The following is a 20,079-nucleotide window of genomic DNA, read 5'->3' as shown; positions in this document are numbered from 1 at the left end:
TTTGAGCCGGATGGGGCGCAGGCGGCTAGGATGGAATGCCAAGCAAGGAGCATTGCATGAAGTGGGAAGGCCAGCGCGAGAGCGACAACGTGGAGGATCGCCGCAGTTCGAGCGGGAGCGGCGCAGGCGGCTTGCCCGTTGGCGGGCGGGGCCTGGGCATTGGCGGCATCGTCGTCGCACTGCTGGTGTCCTGGGCCTTTGGCATCAATCCGATGACCGTTCTGGGGCTGATGGAAGGCGGAGTTGGCGGCGCGCTGCCGCAGGCTGAGCAGCTCGAGCAGCCTGCGGGCGAAAAGCCGCAGGATCCCGCCGGGCGCTTTGCGGCCGTCGTACTGGCCGACACCGAGGATGTCTGGAACGCCTACTTCGGCCGTGCCCAGAAACAATATGAGGCACCTCGCCTGGTCCTCTATACCGGGCGCTACCCGACCGCCTGCGGCACCGGCGACGCCGCGATGGGGCCGTTCTACTGCCCTGGCGACCGCAAGGTCTACCTGGACCTGAGCTTCAATGACACCTTGCGCCAGCGCCTCGGCGCGCCCGGCGACTTCGCCCAGGCCTATGTGATTGCGCACGAGGTCGGCCATCACATCCAGAACCTGTTGGGCACCAGTGCCAGGATGGAGGCGGCGCGCGGCCGGCTGTCGGAGCGCGAATACAAGGCCTTGAGCGTCAAGCTGGAGCTGCAGGCCGATTGCCTGGCCGGCGTCTGGGGCCATCACTCCCAGCGCAGCAAGAACTGGCTCGAGCGCGGCGACATCGAGGAGGGGATCAATGCCGCCTCCCAGATCGGCGACGACACCCTGCAGCGTCAGGCCGGCCGGGCGGTCGTGCCCGAGAGCTTCACCCATGGCAGTAGCGCCCAGCGGGTCGCCTGGTTCAAGCGCGGCATGGAGTCGGGTGAAATGAAGGCCTGCGACACCTTCAAGGCGGCATCGCTCTGAAGGCACGCACCCCTTATTCTTCGCGTGGCGGCTCGCCTTTGACGGGCTGGAAAGACAGCCAGGTCTTGCGGGCCAGGTGCACGGCCAGCAGGTGAGGCGGCATCCGCAGGGCATGTGCGCGCCAGTAGGCTGCGGTCTGCGCCCAGGCATCGCCGCTTCTCAAGGGCGGGCGCAGGGCATGCGAGCGGATGGCCCGTGGCAGGATCGCCGCATGCCAGCGGCCCAGCTGCGCTTCGCTGGCGGGATCGAGCGCGCGCAGCACAGCCTCGGGCACCGGCGTGCCCACGCAGTCGCGCGCCAGCAGCAGGCCCAGGCGCACGGGCGCGGCCAGCTCATTGCCCAGCGCGGCGCTGCTGACTCGTTGCCAGAAATCGACTGAATCCGCGGCGCTGGCAATCAGGCCGTCGATGTCGATCAGGTCGCGCAAGCCGTTGTGGAACTCACCCTCGTGGACCAGGTGCACCAGGCTGTGGATCAGCAGGTCTTCCAGCGCCGGCAGGCGGATGCAGCCATGTGCCGCCAGCGCATGCGAACGCGCCAGGATTTTTTCGGGATCGGGATGCAGGCGGGCCGTGCGCGGCAGCAGGTTGTGGTGCACGTCGATGACGCTGCCGCGACGCACGTTGAACATGGGCGGCAGCTCATGCATCCATTGCCGGTAGTAGCGCTGGTCGTAGGGTTCGGACTTCGCCGAGGCCCAGCCCGCCTTCATCAGTTCACTCTCCACGTCCCCCAGTGCCTCGCTGGGCACGAGGATGTCAACGTCGCCGAAAAGCCGGCCGCGGCTGACGGCATGGTCCGCCATGACGTAGGCAGACCCTTTCAGCAGCAGCACCGGCACGCCAAGTGGCGCCAGGCAGTCGTCAATGCAGCGGACCTCCCAGCGGACCGACTGCCGTTGGCGCTCGCTGAGCAGCCGGGCGCCATCGAAATGGCGCGCAATGGCCGCTGGCAGCCGCTGGCCACGCGAATGCAAGGCCTCGCCGACGGTGCCGATCAGGTTCAGGCGCCGCGCGACAGTGACATGTTCGAGCCAGGCCGCTTCATCGAGCGCGTGGCTGGCGCCCGGGTCGCGCAGCAGCGCGACCAGGCGATCAATGGCGGCCTTGGCGTCGATGGGCCTCATGCTTGCTCGCCGGTGATTTCTCGAATCACGGCCAGGCCTTCCGAAGTGCTGCCGTATTGAGCCGTGAAGCAGCGCGCGCCGCCCAGCAGGCCCATCATGGCGTCGAAGCCGACGCCGCCCATGCGCTCGCGGTTGAAAGACTGTTCAGCGATCAACTTGAATGCCTCGGCTCGGTCGATTTCCTCGATGGCAGGGGGCTGGCCGGCCACGAAGCGCGGGAACAGCACCCAGCGGACTCGGGCACCCTGCTCGCTCATGGCCAGCGAAGCCTCGGGAACGGCCGCATGCGTGACCGTGCCCTTGCGGGTGTCCGTGTAGACCGGGCCGATGCGGGCCCCAGGGAAGCCGCGTACAACCTCGATCGATGCATTCTTCAGGCTGATCGGCCTGGGGTGAGGCAGCAGCTCGCCGCGCGCCGGATCCAGGATGGCCAGCTCGTCCGAGAGCAACTGCCAGCCCTCGATCAAGGCCAGCGAAGCGCACAGCGTGCTTTTGCCTGCGCCAGGGAAGCCGGGCAGCATCAATGCCTGGCCGTTGCGCGCCAGCACCGCCGCGTGCATCACCAGATAACCCAAGGCCTGGCTGGCCACACACCAGTTGAGGCCCCACTCGAACACCGGTCCGGCTTGCTCCGCTGGCAGCGGCAGGAAGAACTCGGCACCATCCAGCAGGAAGCGCACCTGCGGGCGCCACCAGCGCCTCAGGCCTGTGCCTGGCAGCAGCTCGATGTCGAAGTCGACGAACTGGCCGCCCGGCGCCTCAGTGGCGCCCGCATAGAAAGTCTCGAGGTGCAGGGCGAGCCCGGGCAATTCGGAGCGCAGCCGTATGGTGAACGGCGCAAGCCGCAGAACCGTGTCGATCACCGCAACGACCTCAGCCGACGGCCTGTATCAGGTCGGCGCGGAGCAGTTCGGCCACGGTATCGCCGGCGGGCAGCTCGCGCGGCTCAGCCAGCAGGCTGGCCAGCAGGTCGGCCGCTGGATTGGTCAGCAGCCAGAAGTCGCCCGAGTGGCGGTCAAAGACGATGCGGGCCGATTCGTCCGGCCAGGCGGGCGAAAGGCTCAACGCGCGCCCGCGCCGCGGCTGCAGCCGCGGGCCCATCAGAGGGCTGACCACCGGCCCTCAGCCGAGCAGTGGAAAATCACTTCGTGCACAGGTCCGGATCGGCGCCAACGTCGGCATTGATGTCGTACATGCCCGAGATGTAGTTGATGACGTCGGTCGCAGTCCAGGGCTTGGAGCAGGTCACGCCAGCGGCGCACCAGGTGCCGCCTGACTTGGTGGCATTCCACATCGAGAGGATTTGCGCCTTGGTGATCGGGTATTCGCTGGGCCAGTAGCTGGCATTGAGGTAGGCGGCCAGCAGGTGGCGCTGCAACTGACCACCCGGGAAGGAGGTCGGGAACGCGAGCACGGCCCAAACGCCGTACGCGGTGCTGCCAATATAGCCAGCACCAGGCAGGATGGCATTGGCCAGCGTGCCTTGAGTCTTGATGTCGGTCAGTGCCAGCCCCTGCATGCCGGCGCTGCAGACGTCCACGGCCTTGTAGAACGTCGGGTAGGAGACGCCGGTCCAGTAGTTGAATTTCTGGGGCACTTTCCAGAAACCAGGCGATCGGCCGCCGCTGCAGGAGCCAGAGCCACCCGGTCGGGGGCTCATATTGCCGCTCATCACGGCCGAAGGGCTCTTGCAGGTGCCGGTGGTGGTGCCCGTGCCCAGCGCGGTCTTGGATGCCGACGCCAGCAAGACGCCGGTGCCGCCAGCAACGCCGGACACCAGGCGACGGCGCGAACGGTTGATCGGGGCGATGGAGGCGGCGATAACCGCGCGGCTCGAGTGCTCCGGCGCTGCGGATGCGCTTGAAGGTTCTTCTCGATTCATGTCGAACTCCATCGGTGATCAATAGTGCAATATTGTTGGCTTGAGCCCGCCGTGCGCGCCTGCGCACGGAGAGGCGCAATGGCGGGACGCTAGCTGCCGACGTAGTGTTGCATAGTCTCCCTGGCGTCGCCCCCCGCAAACAGGGGTGGATCTGTGAACTGCTTTGGCTGCGCCGGGGCTTTGAAGCCCGCTCAGGGGACAAGCAGGGGGCGTTCCCGGCTTTTGCGCAAAGCGCCTGCACTGCCGCCACGCCTCAGGGGGCCTTGCTGTCGCACCAGGCGGCCACGGCCCCGCGCTCCTGGGCGCTCAGCCGCAGGCCCAGCTTGGAGCGGCGCCACAGCATGTCGTTCGCGCTGCAGGCCCATTCCTCGCGGTGCATGAATTCGAGTTCGGCTTCGTGGAGACCGGCGCCATGGTGTGCGCCCATGTCATCCAGGCTCTTGAACGAGCCCAGCAGGCCTTCGATGCGCGTGCCCTGTGCATGCGAGAGCCGTCTCGCCATCGCGGGCGGCAGCCAGGGCCAGCGCTGCTGGACGGCGGCGACGAAATGCTCGATATCCTGGTCGGGCCGGCCCGGCTTCTTGCCCGACCAGGCGGCCAGGTCGCCACCGGGCAAGAGCGCGTCATGGGTCCAGGCCGTGCCCTTCTGCCCAAGCATGTCGCCGATCAGGCCGGCTGCATCTTCGGCCAGCTTGCGGAAAGTGGTGATCTTGCCGCCCCAGACGCTCAGGAGCGGCGCGGCCCCGTCGTGCAGCGTTTCCAGTGCGTAGTCTCGCGTGATGGCGGCGGCGCTGCCCGAGGCGTCATCCAGCAAGGGGCGCACGCCGGCGTAGCTCCAGACCACGTCGTCTGGCTGCACCGGTGATTTGAAATAGCGACTGGCCTGCGTGCACAGATAGTCGATTTCGGCTTCGCTGATGCAGGCGCGTGCAAAGCCGGCGATGGCTTCGTCAGGCTGCTCCACATCGGTGGTGCCAATCATCGTGAAATCGCCCTCGTAGGGGATGGCGAAGATGATGCGGCCGTCCGGGTTCTGGAACAGGTAGGCGTGGTCGTGCGTGAAGCGGCGCGGCACGACGATGTGGCTGCCCTTGACCAGGCGCAGGCTCTTGGTGGCCAGTGCCTCGTGCCTGGCCGGCTTGGCCACGCCACGCAGAAAGCTCTCAGCCCAGGGGCCGGCCGCGTTGACCAGTGCACGCGCCTTCACCTGGCGGTCGCCTGCCGGCGTGGCAATCGTGGCTTGCCAGTCCTGCTCGCCGCGCTGGGCCCGCAGCACCGGGCTGCGGGTCAGGATCTCGGCGCCGCGCGCCTTCGCGTCGAGCGCGTTCAGGAGCACCAGCCGCGCGTCGTCCACCCAGCCGTCCGAATAGACGAAACCGCGGCTGAATCGGTCCTGCAAGGGCGCGCCAAGCACTGAGCCACGCAGCCTCACGCCATGGGAGCCCGGCAGCCATTCGCGCCGGGCGAGATGGTCGTAGAGGAAGAGGCCGGCGCGGATCATCCAGGCCGGCCGCATCGCCTGGTCATGCGGCATCACGAAGCGCAGCGGCCGCATGATGTGCGGCGCGCTCTTCAGCAGCACTTCGCGCTCCAGTAGGGCCTTGCGCACCAGCGAAAACTCGTAGTACTCGAGATATCGCAGGCCGCCGTGGATCAGCTTGGTGCTGGCCGAGGAGGTATGCGATGCCAGGTCTTGCGCCTCGGCAAGCAGCACCGAGAAGCCGCGCCCAGCGAGATCACGGGCAATGCCGGCGCCATTGATGCCGCCTCCAACCACCAGAACATCGACCTGTTCCATGCGGCCTATCCTAGACTACGTCGATGGACTATCTGCTCGCGCTTGACCAGGGAACCTCCAGTTCCCGCAGCATCGTCTTCGACGCTCGAGGCCGGTTGGTCGCCCAGGCGCAGCGCGAGTTCACCCAGCATTACCCGCAGCCGGGCTGGGTCGAGCATGACGCGATGGAGATCTGGCAAAGCCAGTTGGCCACTGCGCGCGAAGCCATCGCGAAGGCGGGCCTGAGGGCGCAGGACATCCGTTCGATTGGCATCACCAACCAGCGCGAGACCACGGTGCTGTGGAACCGTGCCACCGGCCAGCCCATTCATGCGGCCATCGTCTGGCAGGACCGGCGCACCGAGCCCCTGTGCGCGCGCCTGCGGGACGACGGGCACGAGGCGCTGTTCCGCCAGCGCACCGGCCTCCTGCTGGATCCGTATTTCTCCGGCACCAAGCTCGCCTGGCTGCTGGACCACGTGCCCGGCGCACGCGAGATGGCCGAGCGCGGCGAGCTCGCGTTTGGGACGATGGACAGCTGGCTCGTCTGGCAGCTCACCGGCGGCGAGGTGCATGCCACCGATGTGTCGAATGCTTCGCGCACCCTGATGTTCGACGTGCACCAGAACCGCTGGGACGAAGAGCTGCTGGCGCTGCTCAATATTCCGGCTTGCCTCCTGCCCGAGGTTCATCCGTCGGCCCACCACTTCGGCCAGACCGCGTCTTCATTGCTCGGCGCAGCGCTCTCCATCGGCGGCATCGCTGGCGACCAGCAGGCGGCGCTGTTCGGCCAGGGCTGCTTTCGCGCGGGCATGGCCAAGAACACCTATGGCACCGGCTGCTTCATGCTGATGCACACGGGCGGGCGCTTCGAGCGCTCAGTCAATGGCTTGATCACGACCAGCGCAGCCCAGGTGTCATCGCGGCCCGAATACGCGCTGGAAGGCAGCGTCTTCATTGGTGGCGCCGTGGTGCAGTGGCTGCGGGACGGCCTGCATGCCATCAAGTCCAGCAGCGAAGTGCAGGCCCTGGCGGCGAGCGTGCCAGATGCCGGCGGCGTGATGCTGGTGCCGGCCTTCACCGGGCTTGGCGCGCCCTACTGGAACCCCGAGGCGCGCGGTGCCATCGTGGGCCTGAGCCGCGGCAGCAGCATGGCGCATATCGCGCGCGCGGCATTGGAAAGCATCGCCTTCCAGAGCGCCGCGCTGTTGCAGGCCATGAGCCGCGATGCGGTGGCGGCGGGTGGCGAGCCGGTCAGCGAGTTGCGCGTCGATGGTGGTGCCTGCGTGAACGACCTGCTGATGCAGTTCCAGGCCGACCTGCTGGGCATCCGCGTCGTGCGCCCGCGGGTCATCGAGACCACGGCGCTCGGTGCGGCCTGTCTTGCCGGCTTGAGCAGCGGTCTCTATGCGGGCCTGGACGAGCTGTCCGGCCAATGGCAGGCCGAGCGTGTGTTTGAACCCGCCATGTCGCGCGAGCGTGCCGCCGAGCTGATGGCGCAATGGGAGCGCGCCGTGCGCCAGACCGTGGCGCGCTGAAGCAGCTCTGCAGCACGCTCAGTCGTTGTTCCAGGCCGAGACCAGCAGGAGGATCTTGCCGTCGATGCCGGGCTTCTGCGCGGCTGTGGGCATGGGCACCTCGATGCGGATCTGTCCGCCCTTCACCTGGGTGTAGCTGAGCGCCTGCGTGGCCTGGCCCACATGCTGGCTCTCCCAGCTGTGCATCACCTTCCAGGCGCCGCCCTCCTGCTCAGGCGGCTCCAGCGAGATCAGGAGGCTGTCACGGAACAGATGGCTGCCCTCGAAATGCTGGTCGGCCCAGAACTTGCGGTCGATCACGTAGTCGGGCACGCGCACCGACACGTCCATGGCATAGGCCAGCGTGCGGTCCACGGTCGAGACCTTGGCCTTGTTGGCCAGGAAGACCGTGGACAGATAGACCAGGTTGCCGCCGCGCGCCTTTTGCTGCGTCAACTCGGCGTGGCTGCGGCAGGCCGGCGAGTCTTCTTCGGCGGTGCGGCGGCTCAGGTACCAGCGCTTGCCGCGCGGCCGCGCCAGCAGTTCGAACTGGTAGAGCGCTTGCACCTCGGGTTTGTCTTCGATGGCGACCGGCAGCCGCACTTCGTCCACCTCGATCCACAGGTCCACGCGCACATCGCCGAACAGGAAGCGAGAGAGGTTCTGGTAGGACTCCTCGCTGTTGACGATGCCGAAGGGCCCGGAGTGCGTGCGGTAGCAATAGGCGGTGGCGGCGGTGCCGCTGATATTGTTGTTGCGGTCCAGCCCCCAGACCGAGGCGTTGTCCACCTTGACCAGGCCATCGCTGCCATGGCCGGCAAAGGTGCGCGACAGGCCCATGGCCACGTCGTAGTCGTCGCGGTTGGTGCCCACCATGCAGAAGATGCGCTCGATGGGGAAGGCCGCGGCCGGCAGGAAGTCGACCCGCTTGTAGCGCTCGAGGGCGGCTTCGAGATTAAGGTACTCGCCCATGCGCTCGCGGTTGAAGGTGTTGATCTCGCTCAGGCCCAGCCAGGAGGGCACGTTGCGGCCGCCGGCGTCGATGCCGTTGTGCGGCGTGGCGTAGGTGAAGATCTTGTCGACGGCCTTGCGCGCAGCGTCGCTGCCAAGCTTCGGGTTCTGCAAGAAGCCGCGCACCACCAGGCCGCCCATCGAATGCGCCACCAGATAGCAGCGGAACTCTTCCGGCTTTAGCGCACCGCGTTCCTGCGCCACGACCAGCTCGCGCACCCGCAGGATCAGGGCCGACAGGCCTTGGCAGTAATGCTCGATCTTGCGCGCCTCGCCATCACCGAGCAGGGAGGAGCCTTCGTCGTAGTAGCGGTAGATCACCACCGAGCTGGCCGGTATGCCCAGGTTGGGCTGGCCGCTCATGCTGGTGCGGGGGCGCCAGTCGGGGTCGAGGATGTCCAGGCCGTTCTCGTAGACATCGCTGTAGCCGTACTCGGCCGAGAGCCGCAGTAGCGGCGACTCGAACACGAACTTCTTCGCCGGCTCATGCTTGTTCGGATTGGCGCGGAAGATGGTGGAGCCGAGGTTGAAGCCGCAGAACGGGTCGGCCGCGGTTTCATTGCGCTCGGCCTCGGTCATGGCGTAGCCGCGCACGTAGATGATCGGGTAGAAGGGCTTTTGCATGAGCAGGGCCGTGGCTTTGAAGGCCCTGCTTATAGGTCCCGATGCCTGGTCCTACAACCCCAAGAATCGACCCGCGCCGAGCAAGGTGGCCACGCCCAGCAGGGCGAACACGACGGCGGCAATGCCATGCACGAGGCGCACCGGCACGCGGCCGGCGATGCGCTCGCCCAGCAGCACGGCCGGCACATTGGCAATCATCATGCCGGCCGTGGTGCCCGCGACGACGGCGAGCAAGGCGCCATCAAAGCGTGCCGCCAATGCCACCGTGGCGATCTGCGTCTTGTCGCCCATCTCGGCGAGGAAGAACGCCACCACCGTCGTGCCCAGAACCCCGAGGCCGAGGCGCCCGCCGCCTTCGGTTTCTTCGTCAATCTTGTCGGGCACCAGCGTCCACAGTGCCATTGCGATGAAACCCAGGCCCAAGCCCCAGCGCAGGATCCCGGGGCTCAACAGGCTCGTGATCCAGCTGCCCAGCGCGCCGGCGCCGGCATGGTTGACGAGTGTGGCGATCAGGATGCCCAGGCAAATCGTGCCGGCGCGGCCCTTGAAACGCGCGGCCAGCAGAAAGGCCAGCAACTGGGTCTTGTCGCCGATTTCGGCGAGGGCCACGAGGCCGGTGGAGACGAGGAAGGCTTCCATCAGAGTGCTTCTTTGCAGCGGCCGGCAATGAAAACCGATTGACCATGCACAGGCCGGCCGCTGAAGCAGGACTGCGATGGTCAAAGGTCTTGCCAGGTGCAGGTGTGTGGACTGCCAGCGCCACGAGCCGAGAGGGCTCAAGTGTGTTGACGCGGGCCTGCGCTGTGGTCGCGCAGCGGCTACTCCCCAATGACGAGCACGATTGTACGGCCCTGCTGCCAGCACGCTGTCAGCAGCACCGGCGCAGCATGCGGCCTGATTCATTCATTCATCAACGGAGGAGAAAGCAATGAACGCACTCAACTGGTTCGAGAACCCGGTATTCCCATACGAAGATGGCAACCGCATCGGCTTGCACGCGGCCGCCTGAATCCCACCGCAAGGAGTTCCCCATGAAGCTCGCCTACACCATCGTCTATGTGGCCGACGTGGCCGCCTCGCTCGAGTTCTTCGAGCGTGCCTTCGGCTTTGAACGCCGCTTTCTGCATGAGTCGGGCGGCTATGGCGAGCTGGCCACCGGGGCCACCACGCTGTCGTTCGCCCAGCACGAGGTGGCGCGCGGCAACCTGGGCCACGACTATGTGGCGGCCGATCGCAGCGCCCAGCCGCTGGGCATGGAGCTGGGCCTGAGCTGCACCGACGTTCCGGCCGCCTACCAGCGCGCGCTCGCGGCGGGTGCTGCCGGCCTCGCGGAGCCGGTCAGCAAGCCCTGGGGCCAGGTCGTGGCCTATGTGCGCTGCCCGGATGGCACGCTGGTGGAGCTCTGCACGCCGATGGGCTGATCGTGAAGTGTCACGGCCTGCGCGAGCCGGCCGTGCATCGAGGTCTGGGGCACGATACTGCGGCTTCCTGAGAAACACGGCTGAGAGGGAACGGATGGGAACTCGCCATGTCGCCTTGTTCCGCGGCATCAACGTCGGCAAGGCCAAGCGCATCGCGATGGCCGATCTGCGCGCGCTGCTCGAAGAGATGGGCTATCTGAAAGTCAGCACCTTGCTGAACAGCGGCAACGCGGTCTTCGAGGCCAAGGGCCGCGCCAAGCATGCCGAGCGCATCCGCTCGGCAGTGCATGAAAAGCTCGGCGTCGACGCGCGGGTGATCGTCAAGGCGGCCGCCGAGATCGAGGCGGCGGTGACTGGCCTGCCCTTGAAGGAGCAGGCCGAGACCGACCCCTCGCGACTGCTGGTGGTTTTTTGTGAAGACGCCGCCGGCTTGGCCGCGCTGAGCGGCCTGGCCGAACAGGCTGTTGGCGAAGAGCGTTTTCTCGTCGGCCCGGATGCGGCCTACCTCTGGTGCGCAAACGGCATCCTGGAAAGCCGCCTGCCCGAGGCCCTGCTCAAGATGACGGGCAACACCGGCACCACGCGCAACTGGGCGACGCTCATGAAGATCCATCAGGCCTTGTCGGCTTGAGTGCTGCCGGCGGTTTCCGCATAGACCCGCGCATACCGCTGGAAGCTCCAGTAGGCCCAGGCCCAGTCCATCAGCACCACCAGGCGGTTGCGGAAGCCGATCAGGAAGTAGATGTGGATGAAGAGCCAGAACAGCCAGGCGAAATAGCCGCTGAACTGCCAGCGTCCCACATCTGCCACCGCTGCCTTGCGGCCTATCGTGGCGAGCGAGCCGTAGTCGAGGTAGCGGAAGGGCGGCAGCGGCGGGCTGCCGGCCCTACGCGCCAGGATGCTCAGCGCCGCATGGCGCCCCATCTGCTTGGCGCCCGGGCTCACGCCGGGCACCGGCTTGCTCGTGCCGTCCTTCTCGACGCTTTGCGCCGACGCCAGGTCGCCAACGACAAAGATCTCCGCATGGCCCGGTATGTTGAGGCCGCCATCGACGACCACGCGACCGGCGCGATCTACCGGCACCTCCAGCGCTCGGCCCAAGGGTGATGCCGCGACGCCGGCGGCCCAGACCACGGTGCGCGCGGCGATGCGGCGGCGCTCGCCGGCCTGTTCGAGCTCCACGCCCTGCGCGTCGATGGCGACCACGCGAGCGCCGGTCTGCACCTGCACGCCCAGCGCCTGCAGTTGCTTGCGCGCCTTTTCAGACAGCTCGGGCTTGAACGCTTGCAGGACGCGCTCCGAGCCTTCCAGCAGCATCACCTGTGCCTGTGCCGGGTCGATGCGGCGGAACTCGTTGCGCAAAGTGTGGCGGGCGATCTCGGCCAGCGTGCCGGCCATCTCCACGCCGGTGGGCCCGGCGCCGATGACGATGAAATTCAGGAGCGCCGCCCGCTCGGCTGCATCGTTGCTCAGCTCGGCCTGTTCAAAGGCAGAGAGCAGCCTGGCACGCAACTGGAAGGCATCGCCCAGGGTCTTCAGCCCCGGTGCATGCTCGGCCCATTCGTCCCGGCCGAAGTAGCTGTGCGTGGCGCCGCTGGCCACGATCAGGGAGTCGTAGCCGAGCTTCTGGCCGTCGCCGAGCAAGACCTGGCGCTGTGCCTTGTCGATGCCGGTGACTTCGGCCATCAAGACCGTGGCATTGCGCTGCTTGCGCAGCATGTGCCGGATCGGCGCGGCAATGGACGGTGCCGACAGGCCCGCCGTGGCGACCTGGTAAAGCAAGGGCTGGAACAAGTGATGGTTGCTGCGGTCCACCAGCGTGATGCGCACGCCCGGCCGGTTCAAGGTCTTGGCCGCTTCCAGGCCACCGAAACCGCAGCCGATGATGAGGACATGATGGAGAGGGTCTCTGTCGTTGGCTTCGTTCATGTGGCGATTGTTGGCCACCTTTGAGCTCGATCAGAATGCGCGCCATGCAATAACGCTATGGCTTGATACATGAAAATTCTCGGCAAACCTACGTCCATCAATGTGCGCAAGGTCTTGTGGACCTGCGTAGAGCTCGGCCTCGAGCCCGAGCTGGAACCCTGGGGCAGTGGCTACCGCGACACGAACACGCCGGAATTCCTGTCGCTGAACCCCAATGCCATGGTGCCGGTGCTGAAGGACGGCGAGCTGGTGCTGTGGGAGTCGAACACCATCTGCCGCTACCTGGCGGGCCGCGAGCAGCGGCAGGACTTGCTGCCCGCCGAACCGGCTGCGCGCGCCCGCGTCGAACAATGGATGGACTGGCAGGCCACCGAGCTCAACAACGCCTGGCGCTATGCCTTCATGTCGCTGGTGCGCCAGAGCCCTGCGCACCAGGACCCGGCCGCGCTGCAGGCGGGCATCTCGGGTTGGCATCGCCACATGGGCTTGCTGGATGCGCAACTCGCCAAGACCGGCGCTTTCGCCGCTGGCGATCAGTTCAGCTTGGCGGACGTGGTGCTGGGCCTGTCGGCGCAGCGCTGGCTGATGGCGCCGATGGAACACCCCGAGCTGCCTGCCGTGGCGTCTTGGCTGCAGCGCCTGAACGAGCGGCCGGGCTTCCAGCTGCATGGCGCCAACGGCATGCCCTGAGCAGGCTTCAGTGGCGCTTTCGTGGCGCTTTTTGTGGCGCGTTACGTGGCTCGGCCTTCCAGCAATCGCTGCGCCAGGCGTGGGTCGGCCAGCTTGTCCAGCCACCAGCGCAAGGCCTGACCCTCGGAGCCTGCTTCGCCCGGGCTGCGCCAGCCGATGTAGAGCACATTGGGCTCGCGTGCCTGTTCCACGCGTTTGGCCACCAGCTGTCCGCTCTTGATCAGCGGCTGCACCCGCTGCGCCGGCAACCAGCCCACGCCCAGCCCCTCGCATTGCGCGAGGATCTTGGCCCGCATCGAGGGCACGGCCAGGCTGGGCTGGCCGCCCAGGACGCCATAGCTGCGCTCGCCCTTGTGCCGCGAGCTGTCGCCCACCACAACGGAGCGATGCTTCTGCACCGTCTCGGCCTGCAGAGGCTCTTTCGCCTTGGCCAGCGCGTGGCGCGGCGAGACCGCAAAGAGCCAGTCCATGCGCCCCAGTTCCCGCCAGTGCAGGTCGGCCATCGATGGCGGCTCATTGGTGGCGCCTATCACCAGGTCGGCTCGGCCCTCCCGCAAAGCCTCCCAGGTGCCGCCCAGCACCTCGTGCGAGAAGCGCAGGTGCACGCCTGAATCCAGCGCGTCGAAGTCGCGTATCAGCGGCAGCAGGGTCTCGAACTCGAAGATCTCGTCGGTGCAGATGCTCAGCCGGTCTTCCCAGCCGCGCGCCACCTGCTTGACCCGGCGGGTCAGGCGGTGCGCGTCCTGCTGGATGCGTTCGGCCTCCAGCGCCAGCAGCGCGCCGGCCGGCGTCAATTGCAGCCGATAGCGGCGCCGGTCGAACAAGAGGGCATCCAGCCGGTTCTCGAGCTGGCGCGCCGCATGCGAGATCGTCGAGGGTGCTTTTCCCAGCTGCGCCGCAGCACGCGAGAGGCTGCCGGTCTGCCTGATCGCCAGCAGCAAGTGCAGCTCGTCTTCCGACAACATGTTCGACTCCTTCGAACGTTGGCATCGACGGCATGGTACGGCAGCGAAGGGCAGAAATCCGACATTGGACTCACGGCAACACCGCCGCTTTGACCACCAACGGAGTTCCAGATGACACACACGACACGCACCACCGCGCAGCGCTTCCTCAACAAGACGGTCCTGGTGACCGGCGGCAACAGTGGCATCGGCCTGGCCGCCGCACATGCTTTCGTCGACGAAGGCGCCCGCGTCTTCATTACCGGCCGCGATCCCATTGCCCTGGACAAGGCCGCGGAGCAGCTCGGTGCAGCCGCCGTCGCGCTGCGCAGCGATGCCGGCAAGCTCGAAGACGCCAAGCGCCTGGCCGACACGCTGGCCGCGCAGGGCGTGCGCCTGGATGCCGTCTTCATCAACGCCGGCTCGGCCAAGTTCGCCAGCCTGGAGGACGCCAGCAGCGCGCTGTGGGACAGCATCTTCGACGTCAATGTGAAGGGCGCCTTCTTCCAGATCCAGGCCTTGGCACCGCTGCTGAACAAGGGCGCGTCCATCGTCCTGAACGGTTCGATCAATGCCCACATAGGCATGCCCAACAGCTCGATCTATGCTGCCAGCAAGGCTGCATTGATCTCGCTGGCCAAGACGCTCTCGGCCGAGCTGCTGCCGCGCGGCGTGCGGGTCAATGTGGTCAGCCCCGGCCCGGTCGGCACGCCGCTGTACGGCAAGCTGGGCTTCGATGAAGCCACGCTCAGCACGGTGGCGGCGCAGATCCAGAGCCAGGTGCCGCTCGGCCGCTTCGGCACGCCGGCCGAGGTCGCCTCGACCGTGCTGCACCTGGCGGCGCCGGAGTCGGCGTTCATCGTCGGCACCGAAATCATCGTCGACGGCGGCATGAGCCAGCTGTAACCAGCGTCGGGGGGCGGCACAATGCCGCCCCATGCGCCGCGCCGACCGTTTGTTCCAGATCGTTCAACTGATTCGAGGCCGCCGCCTCACCACCGCCGAGTTCCTGGCGGAGAGGCTGGAGGTGTCGGTGCGCACCGTCTACCGCGATGTGGCTGCATTGCAGATGCAGGGTGTGCCCATCGATGGCGAGGCGGGCGTGGGCTATCGCATGAAGGCCGGTTTCGACCTGCCGCCGCTGATGTTCAGCAAGGACGAAGCGCAGGCCCTGGTGGCCGCCGTGCGGCTCTCGCAGCCGCAGCTCGATGAAGGCCTGGCCGATGAGGCCGAAGGCGCGCTGGGCAAGATCCTGGCGGTGCTTACCCCAGCGGCCCGTGCTTCCGCCGAGAGCCTGGCCGTCTTCGCGCCGCAGACCGGCCTGGATGCCGCCACCCGCCAGCGCCTGGCGCGCCTGCGCGAGGCCACCGAGAACCGCAACAAGCTGAGCCTGCATTACCAGGACCTCAGCGAGCAGACCAGCGAACGCCTGGTGCGGCCCCTGGCCTGCCTGTTCTGGGGCCAGGTCTGGACCCTGGCAGCCTGGTGCGAGCTGCGCGAGGATTTCCGCAGCTTCCGGGTCGACCGCATCCGGTCCTTGCGCGTGCTGGACGAGCGATTCCGCGACGAGCCCGGCAAGACCCTCGCGGACATGACCCGCCGGCAGCGCGGCTGATCCAGATCAAGTCGACGCGGCGCGTCCAGGCGCATAGTCCGTCCATACATTCGTGATGACTGATGGATAAAAAGGAGCACAAGATGTTCAAGACCAATGTGGGCAGCGTGGACCGTGTCTTGCGGATTGCCATCGGCCTGGCGTTGATCGTCGGGGCCGCTACCGGCACGGTGGGTGCCTGGGCCTGGGTGGGCATCGTGCCGCTACTGACCGGCGCCTTCCGCTTCTGTCCTGCCTACCTGCCCTTCGGCTGGAGCACCTGCGCGACCGGGAAGCGCTGAGCAGCATTCGGTCGCGCATTGCGGGGCGAGCCGCGGAGGGTGGCACTGCAGGGTTGTCCAGGAATCAGGCAAACTTCGGGGCACATCGAACTCGATGCGAAACCAGCCATGCCCTCGTCCTCTTCCTCCTTCTCTGCGTCGACCTTCACGCCGCTCGACGGCACGCCGCAAGACTGCCATGACTGTGGCAATGGCGAGCGCGTGGGCTTTCAGTTCGACTATGCATTTCAGCCCATCGTCGACCTGCAAAGCCGCCAGGTATTCGCGCACGAAGCACTGGTGCGCGGCCCGAACGGCGAGGGCGCGATGTCGGTGCTCAGCCAGGTGAATGACGGCAACCGCTACCGCTTCGATCAGGCGTGCCGGGTCAAGGCCATCAAGGGGGCGCACCAGCTCGGTATTCGAGAGCACCTCTCGATCAACTTCCTGCCCAACGCGATCTACAAGCCCGAGGTCTGCATCCGCACCACGCTGGCTGCGGCACGCCAGCACGGATTTCCGCTGGATCGGATCATCTTCGAGGTGACCGAGGGCGAAGAGGTGAATGACGGCGCCTGGCTTGCCTCCATCCTGCGCGAGTACAAGCGCTGTGGCTTCAAGACGGCCATCGACGATTTCGGGGCAGGCTACGCCGGCCTGTCCTTGCTGGCCGACTTCCAGCCCGACATCATCAAGCTCGACATGGGCCTGGTCCGCAATGTCAATGCTGACCGGCCTCGGCAGGCCATCGTCCGCAGCCTGGTCAGCCTGTGTCAGGACCTGGGCATTGCTGTCGTGGCCGAAGGCATCGAGACTGAGGCCGAGCGCGACTTCCTCCGCGCGGCGGGCATTCGCCTGATGCAGGGCTGGTTGTTCGCGCGCCCTGCGTTTCGCTCGGTGGCCGAGGTGTCGCCCGAGGCCTGGGGCCCGCTTTCGTAGCGCCCGTCAGACCTTGCCCGTGAAGATTCGGCCCAGCCAGCCGAGGTACCAGTCGAGGAAGCGCCTGCCCAGCGGCTTCTTCGGCTCAGGTGGCGGCGGGGGTGCGACTGCGTAGCGCTCCTGCAGCGCTGCGTTGAAAGCCGCGAAGAAGTCGCCAGCCATCTTCTGCGCCGCCATGTCCACGAGGCGCGAACCGATCTGCGCAATCTTGCCGCCCACGCTGGCCACCACCGCGTAGTGCAGAAGCGTTTGCGTCGGTCCCAGCGTTTCCAGCCGCACGTGCGCCGAGCCCTTGCCGTGGCCGGCTGCGCCGCCCTGGCCTTCGAAGGCGATCTGATAGCTGCTGGGCGGCTTCAGGTCGGAGAGCTTCAGCCGGCCTTTGAACTTGGCTTTCACCGGGCCGATGGACACGGCCACCAGCGCCTCGTATTCATGCTCATCCACCAGCGTCAAGGACTCGCAGCCGGTGATGGCCTGCTTCAGGATCTCGACATCGTTGAGCGCCTCCCAGGCTTGCGCTTGAGAAACTGGAAGGGTTTCTTCGCCGGTCAGATTCATGATGATGAGGAGGAGAGGCAGTCGGTGAGTGCTTCGAGGCTGGCCAGATTGTGAGCCTTCATGTGCGCCGACACCTCCGGCAGCAGGGCCTTGATGCCGGCCGCGCGGGGCTCGAAGCCCTCGAAGCGCAGCAAGGGGTTGAGCCACAGCAGGCGGCGGCAGGAGAGCCGCAGGCGGCGCGCCTCGAAGGCCAGGCGTTCGCAGCGTGGGTCATCTTCCGCGCCTTGTTCCAGGCCGTCGGTGATCAGGAGCACGGTGGCATCGGATCTGAGCACCCGGCGCGACCAGCGCTTGTTGAACTCATGCAGGCAGGCGCTGATGCGGGTGCCGCCCGACCAGTCTTCAACCCGGCGCGAGACGGCCGCCACGGCCAGGTCCGGGTCGCGCTGCTTCATGAGCCGCGTGATCGGCGTGAGGCGGGTGCCGAAGACAAAGCTGTCGACCCGGGGCGCGCGGCGGCGCTCGGCCGGGTTGCTCAGGCCATGGGCCAGATGCAGCAGCATGCGCGAGTAGCGGCTCATCGAGCCGGAGATGTCGGCCAGGATCAAGAGTGGCGCCACGCGCTCGCCGGCACGCTCGCGCTTGGGAAGCAGGGCGGCACTGCGCGCCTCCGCGCGCAGCGTGGCGCGCCAGTCGATGCGACCGCGCGGGGCGGCCTGTTGTCGACGCGTGGGCCGCGTCTCGAACAAGGGCTGCACACGCTGCAGCACCCGCTTGGCCTGGCTCCATTCCGTGGCCGACATCGTTTCGAAGTCGCGTTGGCGCAAGACCTCGCGCTGGCTCCAGGTCAGGGCCGCGTCGAGCTCGATCTGCTCGGGCTCATCTTCCGGTACCTTCGATGGCTGGCGAGGAAACAGGGCATCAGCCAGGCGGCGGTTTTCGGGCGGCGCCGGCGTGCCTGGCTTGGACGACGCCTGCGGCAGGAGCATGGCCATCACGCGGCCGAGCAGGTCGGGGTCGCGCCAGAAGATGTGGAAGGCCTGCTCGAACAGCGCGCGGTGTTCGGCGCGGTCGATCAGGCAGGCCGCCAACGTGGCCTTGAAGTCGCGGCGCGATTCGAGGCCGGCGACTTGCAGCGCTTGCAGTGCGAGCTGAATTCGGTCGGTGCCGACGGGCATGCCGGCTGTTCGCAGCACGCGGGCGAAGTGCAGGACATTCTCGGCAAGTCGGTCAGCCATGATGGACCTGGGCGCGCACCTGTTCGAGCAGTCGCGCGGCCTCCGAACCCTGCACCCGCGCAATGTCGTCCTGGTACTTCAGGAGCACGCCCAGCGTCTGCTGCACTGTTTGCGGGTCCAGCGCCACGGCATTCAACTCCAGCAGCGCGCGCGACCATTCAATGGTCTCGGCCACGCCGGGCAGCTTGTAGAGGTCCAGCATTCGCAAACCCTGAATGAAGGCCACCACCTGCCTGGCCAGTGCTTCAGGTGCGCCGGGTACGCGCTGGCGCAGGATCTCCAGCTCGCGCGCCGCGTCCGGGAAGTCCACCCAGTGATAGAGACAGCGGCGCTTCACCGCGTCGTGGATCTCGCGCGTGCGGTTGGAGGTGATGACGACGATGGGCGGCTCGGCCGCCTTGATGGTGCCGAGCTCCGGAATCGTGAGCTGGAACTCGCTCAGTACTTCAAGGAGAAAGGCCTCGAAAGGCTCATCGGCGCGGTCCAGCTCATCGATCAGCAAGACCGGTGGGCCGGGCAGTTCCAATGCCTGCAGCAGCGCACGCGGTATCAGGAAGCGGCGGGAGAACAGATCGTCGGCGCTCAGCTTCGCGTCGGCCGTCTTTATCTCCAGCATCTGCCGCGCGTAGTTCCACTCATAGGCTGCGGCCGCCATGTCCAGGCCTTCATAGCATTGCAGCCGTAGCAGCGGGCGACCGAGCATCGCGGCCAGCGTCTTGGCGATCTCGGTCTTGCCCGTGCCGGGCTCGCCTTCAAGAAACAGCGGCCGTTGCAGGCGCAAGGCCAGGAAGGCGGCCGTGGCGAGCTCGCGCTCGGCCACATAGCCCTGCGCCAGCAGCTGGCCTGCGCATTCGTCGATGCTGGTCGGCAGCGTCATCCTGCGGCGGTCACGGCGCGCCCGGCCAGCACAGGGATCAGCGCGGCGCGGTAGTCTGCCGAGCCGTGCAGGTCGGTGTTGAGGCCCTCGGGGCTGATGCTGACCTTCTGTGCTGCCGCCGCGCTCCATTCCTGCGCCAGGGCTGCTTCGAGCTTGCTGGCGCGGAACACGCAGGCGGCGGCGCCAGTCACCGCGACCCGCACGCCGGTGTCCATCCTGCAGACGAACACGCCGACAAGCGAGAAGCGCGAAGCCGGCTGCCTGAACTTCTGCCAGCCGGCCTTGTCTGGCACCGGGAAGCTGACCGAGGTGATGATCTCGCCCGGCTGCAGTGCCGTTTCGTACAGGCCGGTGAAGAAGCTGTCGGCCGCGATGCTGCGCCTGTCGGTCGTGATCGTTGCGCCCAGTCCCAGCACGGCCGCCGGATAGCAGGCGGCCGGGTCGTTGTTGGCCAGGCTGCCACCAAGGGTGCCGCGGTTGCGCACCTGGCGGTCGCCGATATGGCCGGCCAGGTCGGCCAGCGCCGGAATCGCGCGCTGAACCTCGGCCGAGGCGGCCACGTCGGCATGCGTGGTCATCGCGCCAATGACGATCATTCCGGCGGTGAGGCGCACGCCGCGCAGTTCCTGGAGGGCCGAAAGATCGACCAGCGACTCCGGCGCCGCCAGCCCCAGCTTGATCGCGCCAAGCAGCGACTGCCCGCCGGCAATGATCTTGGTGTCCATGCCCGCGGCGGCCTTGGCTGCATCGGCCACCGAGGTGGCTTGTTGGTAAGTGAAGCTCATCG

The 20,079-nt window shown here is 67.1% G+C and carries 22 protein-coding genes and 1 riboswitch; of the genes, 9 read left to right on the top strand and 13 right to left on the bottom strand.

What is annotated here, in order from left to right; translation table 11 throughout:
- Positions 1 to 56: 56 nt before the first annotated feature.
- Positions 57 to 944: a KPN_02809 family neutral zinc metallopeptidase gene (gene ypfJ, locus V3596_RS10450; protein ID WP_334277662.1), complete on the top strand. Its 888-nt coding sequence runs from the start codon at positions 57 to 59 to the stop codon at positions 942 to 944.
- Positions 945 to 957: 13 nt separating this feature from the next.
- Here the strand turns inward: ypfJ and V3596_RS10445 are convergent, their stop codons facing one another.
- The 5 genes from V3596_RS10445 to glpD form a co-directional block, all read right to left on the bottom strand.
- Positions 958 to 2,070: a nucleotidyltransferase domain-containing protein gene (locus V3596_RS10445; RefSeq protein ID WP_334277661.1), complete on the bottom strand. Its 1,113-nt coding sequence runs from the start codon at positions 2,068 to 2,070 to the stop codon at positions 958 to 960.
- On the bottom strand, positions 2,067 to 2,933 hold the full coding sequence (locus V3596_RS10440) for an HprK-related kinase A (RefSeq protein ID WP_334277660.1): 867 nt from the start codon (positions 2,931 to 2,933) through the stop codon (positions 2,067 to 2,069). The genes V3596_RS10445 and V3596_RS10440 overlap by 4 nt, the downstream gene beginning before the upstream one ends.
- A 10-nt stretch (positions 2,934 to 2,943) precedes the next feature.
- Positions 2,944 to 3,186, bottom strand: coding sequence for a hypothetical protein (locus V3596_RS10435; RefSeq protein WP_334277659.1), 243 nt, complete (start codon positions 3,184 to 3,186; stop codon positions 2,944 to 2,946).
- Between the two features lie 25 nt (positions 3,187 to 3,211).
- Positions 3,212 to 3,952: a hypothetical protein gene (locus tag V3596_RS10430; protein WP_334277658.1), complete on the bottom strand. Its 741-nt coding sequence runs from the start codon at positions 3,950 to 3,952 to the stop codon at positions 3,212 to 3,214.
- Between the two features lie 253 nt (positions 3,953 to 4,205).
- Entirely contained in the window at positions 4,206 to 5,750 is a 1,545-nt protein-coding gene (glpD, locus tag V3596_RS10425) for a glycerol-3-phosphate dehydrogenase (protein ID WP_334277657.1), read from the bottom strand.
- Positions 5,751 to 5,773: 23 nt separating this feature from the next.
- On the opposite strand from glpD, the gene glpK reads away from it, so the two are divergent.
- Entirely contained in the window at positions 5,774 to 7,267 is a 1,494-nt protein-coding gene (gene glpK, locus V3596_RS10420; RefSeq protein WP_334277656.1) for a glycerol kinase GlpK, read from the top strand.
- An 18-nt stretch (positions 7,268 to 7,285) separates the two neighbouring features.
- On the opposite strand, the gene V3596_RS10415 is transcribed toward glpK, so the two are convergent.
- Complete coding sequence (locus V3596_RS10415) at positions 7,286 to 8,881, bottom strand: lipase family protein (protein ID WP_334277655.1); 1,596 nt, start codon at positions 8,879 to 8,881, stop codon at positions 7,286 to 7,288.
- Positions 8,882 to 8,932: 51 nt separating this feature from the next.
- On the bottom strand, positions 8,933 to 9,520 hold the full coding sequence (locus tag V3596_RS10410; protein ID WP_334277654.1) for a TMEM165/GDT1 family protein: 588 nt from the start codon (positions 9,518 to 9,520) through the stop codon (positions 8,933 to 8,935).
- Positions 9,521 to 9,534: 14 nt separating this feature from the next.
- A riboswitch (yybP-ykoY riboswitch) is annotated at positions 9,535 to 9,725 on the bottom strand.
- Positions 9,726 to 9,912: 187 nt separating this feature from the next.
- Here V3596_RS10410 and V3596_RS10405 point away from each other — a divergent pair.
- Positions 9,913 to 10,302, top strand: a complete 390-nt coding sequence (locus tag V3596_RS10405; protein ID WP_334277653.1) for a VOC family protein — start codon at positions 9,913 to 9,915, stop codon at positions 10,300 to 10,302.
- 94 nt (positions 10,303 to 10,396) lie between these two features.
- Positions 10,397 to 10,933, top strand: a complete 537-nt coding sequence (locus V3596_RS10400) for a DUF1697 domain-containing protein (protein WP_334277651.1) — start codon at positions 10,397 to 10,399, stop codon at positions 10,931 to 10,933.
- On the opposite strand, the gene V3596_RS10395 is transcribed toward V3596_RS10400, so the two are convergent.
- Positions 10,915 to 12,231, bottom strand: coding sequence for an NAD(P)/FAD-dependent oxidoreductase (locus tag V3596_RS10395; RefSeq protein WP_334277650.1), 1,317 nt, complete (start codon positions 12,229 to 12,231; stop codon positions 10,915 to 10,917). The genes V3596_RS10400 and V3596_RS10395 overlap by 19 nt on opposite strands.
- A gap of 69 nt (positions 12,232 to 12,300) precedes the next feature.
- Here V3596_RS10395 and V3596_RS10390 point away from each other — a divergent pair, with 69 nt between their 5' ends.
- Positions 12,301 to 12,921, top strand: coding sequence for a glutathione S-transferase family protein (locus V3596_RS10390; protein ID WP_334277649.1), 621 nt, complete (start codon positions 12,301 to 12,303; stop codon positions 12,919 to 12,921).
- Positions 12,922 to 12,962: 41 nt separating this feature from the next.
- On the opposite strand, the gene V3596_RS10385 is transcribed toward V3596_RS10390, so the two are convergent.
- On the bottom strand, positions 12,963 to 13,886 hold the full coding sequence (locus tag V3596_RS10385; RefSeq protein WP_334277648.1) for a LysR family transcriptional regulator: 924 nt from the start codon (positions 13,884 to 13,886) through the stop codon (positions 12,963 to 12,965).
- A gap of 111 nt (positions 13,887 to 13,997) precedes the next feature.
- Here V3596_RS10385 and V3596_RS10380 point away from each other — a divergent pair, with 111 nt between their 5' ends.
- The 4 genes from V3596_RS10380 (at position 13,998) to V3596_RS10365 (ending at position 16,679) form a co-directional block, all read left to right on the top strand.
- Positions 13,998 to 14,771: an SDR family oxidoreductase gene (locus V3596_RS10380; RefSeq protein ID WP_334277647.1), complete on the top strand. Its 774-nt coding sequence runs from the start codon at positions 13,998 to 14,000 to the stop codon at positions 14,769 to 14,771.
- A gap of 31 nt (positions 14,772 to 14,802) precedes the next feature.
- Positions 14,803 to 15,480: a helix-turn-helix transcriptional regulator gene (locus tag V3596_RS10375; protein WP_334277646.1), complete on the top strand. Its 678-nt coding sequence runs from the start codon at positions 14,803 to 14,805 to the stop codon at positions 15,478 to 15,480.
- Between the two features lie 83 nt (positions 15,481 to 15,563).
- Positions 15,564 to 15,761 carry a YgaP family membrane protein gene (locus V3596_RS10370; RefSeq protein WP_334277645.1) on the top strand — a complete coding sequence of 66 codons (198 nt, stop codon included), beginning with the start codon at positions 15,564 to 15,566 and terminating at the stop codon, positions 15,759 to 15,761.
- A gap of 108 nt (positions 15,762 to 15,869) precedes the next feature.
- A complete protein-coding gene (locus tag V3596_RS10365; RefSeq protein ID WP_334277644.1) occupies positions 15,870 to 16,679 on the top strand; it encodes an EAL domain-containing protein in 810 nt (269 codons plus the stop codon).
- 6 nt (positions 16,680 to 16,685) lie between these two features.
- Here the strand turns inward: V3596_RS10365 and V3596_RS10360 are convergent, their stop codons facing one another.
- The 4 genes from V3596_RS10360 to V3596_RS10345 are packed head-to-tail and all read right to left on the bottom strand — an operon-like array spanning position 16,686 to position 20,077.
- The gene (locus tag V3596_RS10360; protein ID WP_334277643.1) at positions 16,686 to 17,237 is read right to left on the bottom strand and encodes a CoxG family protein; all 552 of its coding nucleotides are present in this window, start codon (positions 17,235 to 17,237) and stop codon (positions 16,686 to 16,688) included.
- Complete coding sequence (locus V3596_RS10355) at positions 17,234 to 18,415, bottom strand: vWA domain-containing protein (protein ID WP_334277642.1); 1,182 nt, start codon at positions 18,413 to 18,415, stop codon at positions 17,234 to 17,236. Before V3596_RS10355 ends, V3596_RS10360 begins: the two co-directional genes overlap by 4 nt.
- On the bottom strand, positions 18,408 to 19,286 hold the full coding sequence (locus tag V3596_RS10350; RefSeq protein WP_334277975.1) for an AAA family ATPase: 879 nt from the start codon (positions 19,284 to 19,286) through the stop codon (positions 18,408 to 18,410). Before V3596_RS10350 ends, V3596_RS10355 begins: the two co-directional genes overlap by 8 nt.
- Before the next feature lie 2 nt (positions 19,287 to 19,288).
- Positions 19,289 to 20,077 carry an FAD binding domain-containing protein gene (locus V3596_RS10345; protein ID WP_334277641.1) on the bottom strand — a complete coding sequence of 263 codons (789 nt, stop codon included), beginning with the start codon at positions 20,075 to 20,077 and terminating at the stop codon, positions 19,289 to 19,291.
- Positions 20,078 to 20,079: the final 2 nt, after the last annotated feature.

The sequence above is a fragment of the Roseateles microcysteis genome, assembly GCF_036880965.1.
In the GTDB taxonomy this organism is placed as follows: Bacteria; Pseudomonadota; Gammaproteobacteria; order Burkholderiales; family Burkholderiaceae_C; genus JAUASW01.
Note: the sequence above shows the minus strand (reverse complement) of the source record. Positions and strands in the feature narration are given on the sequence as shown.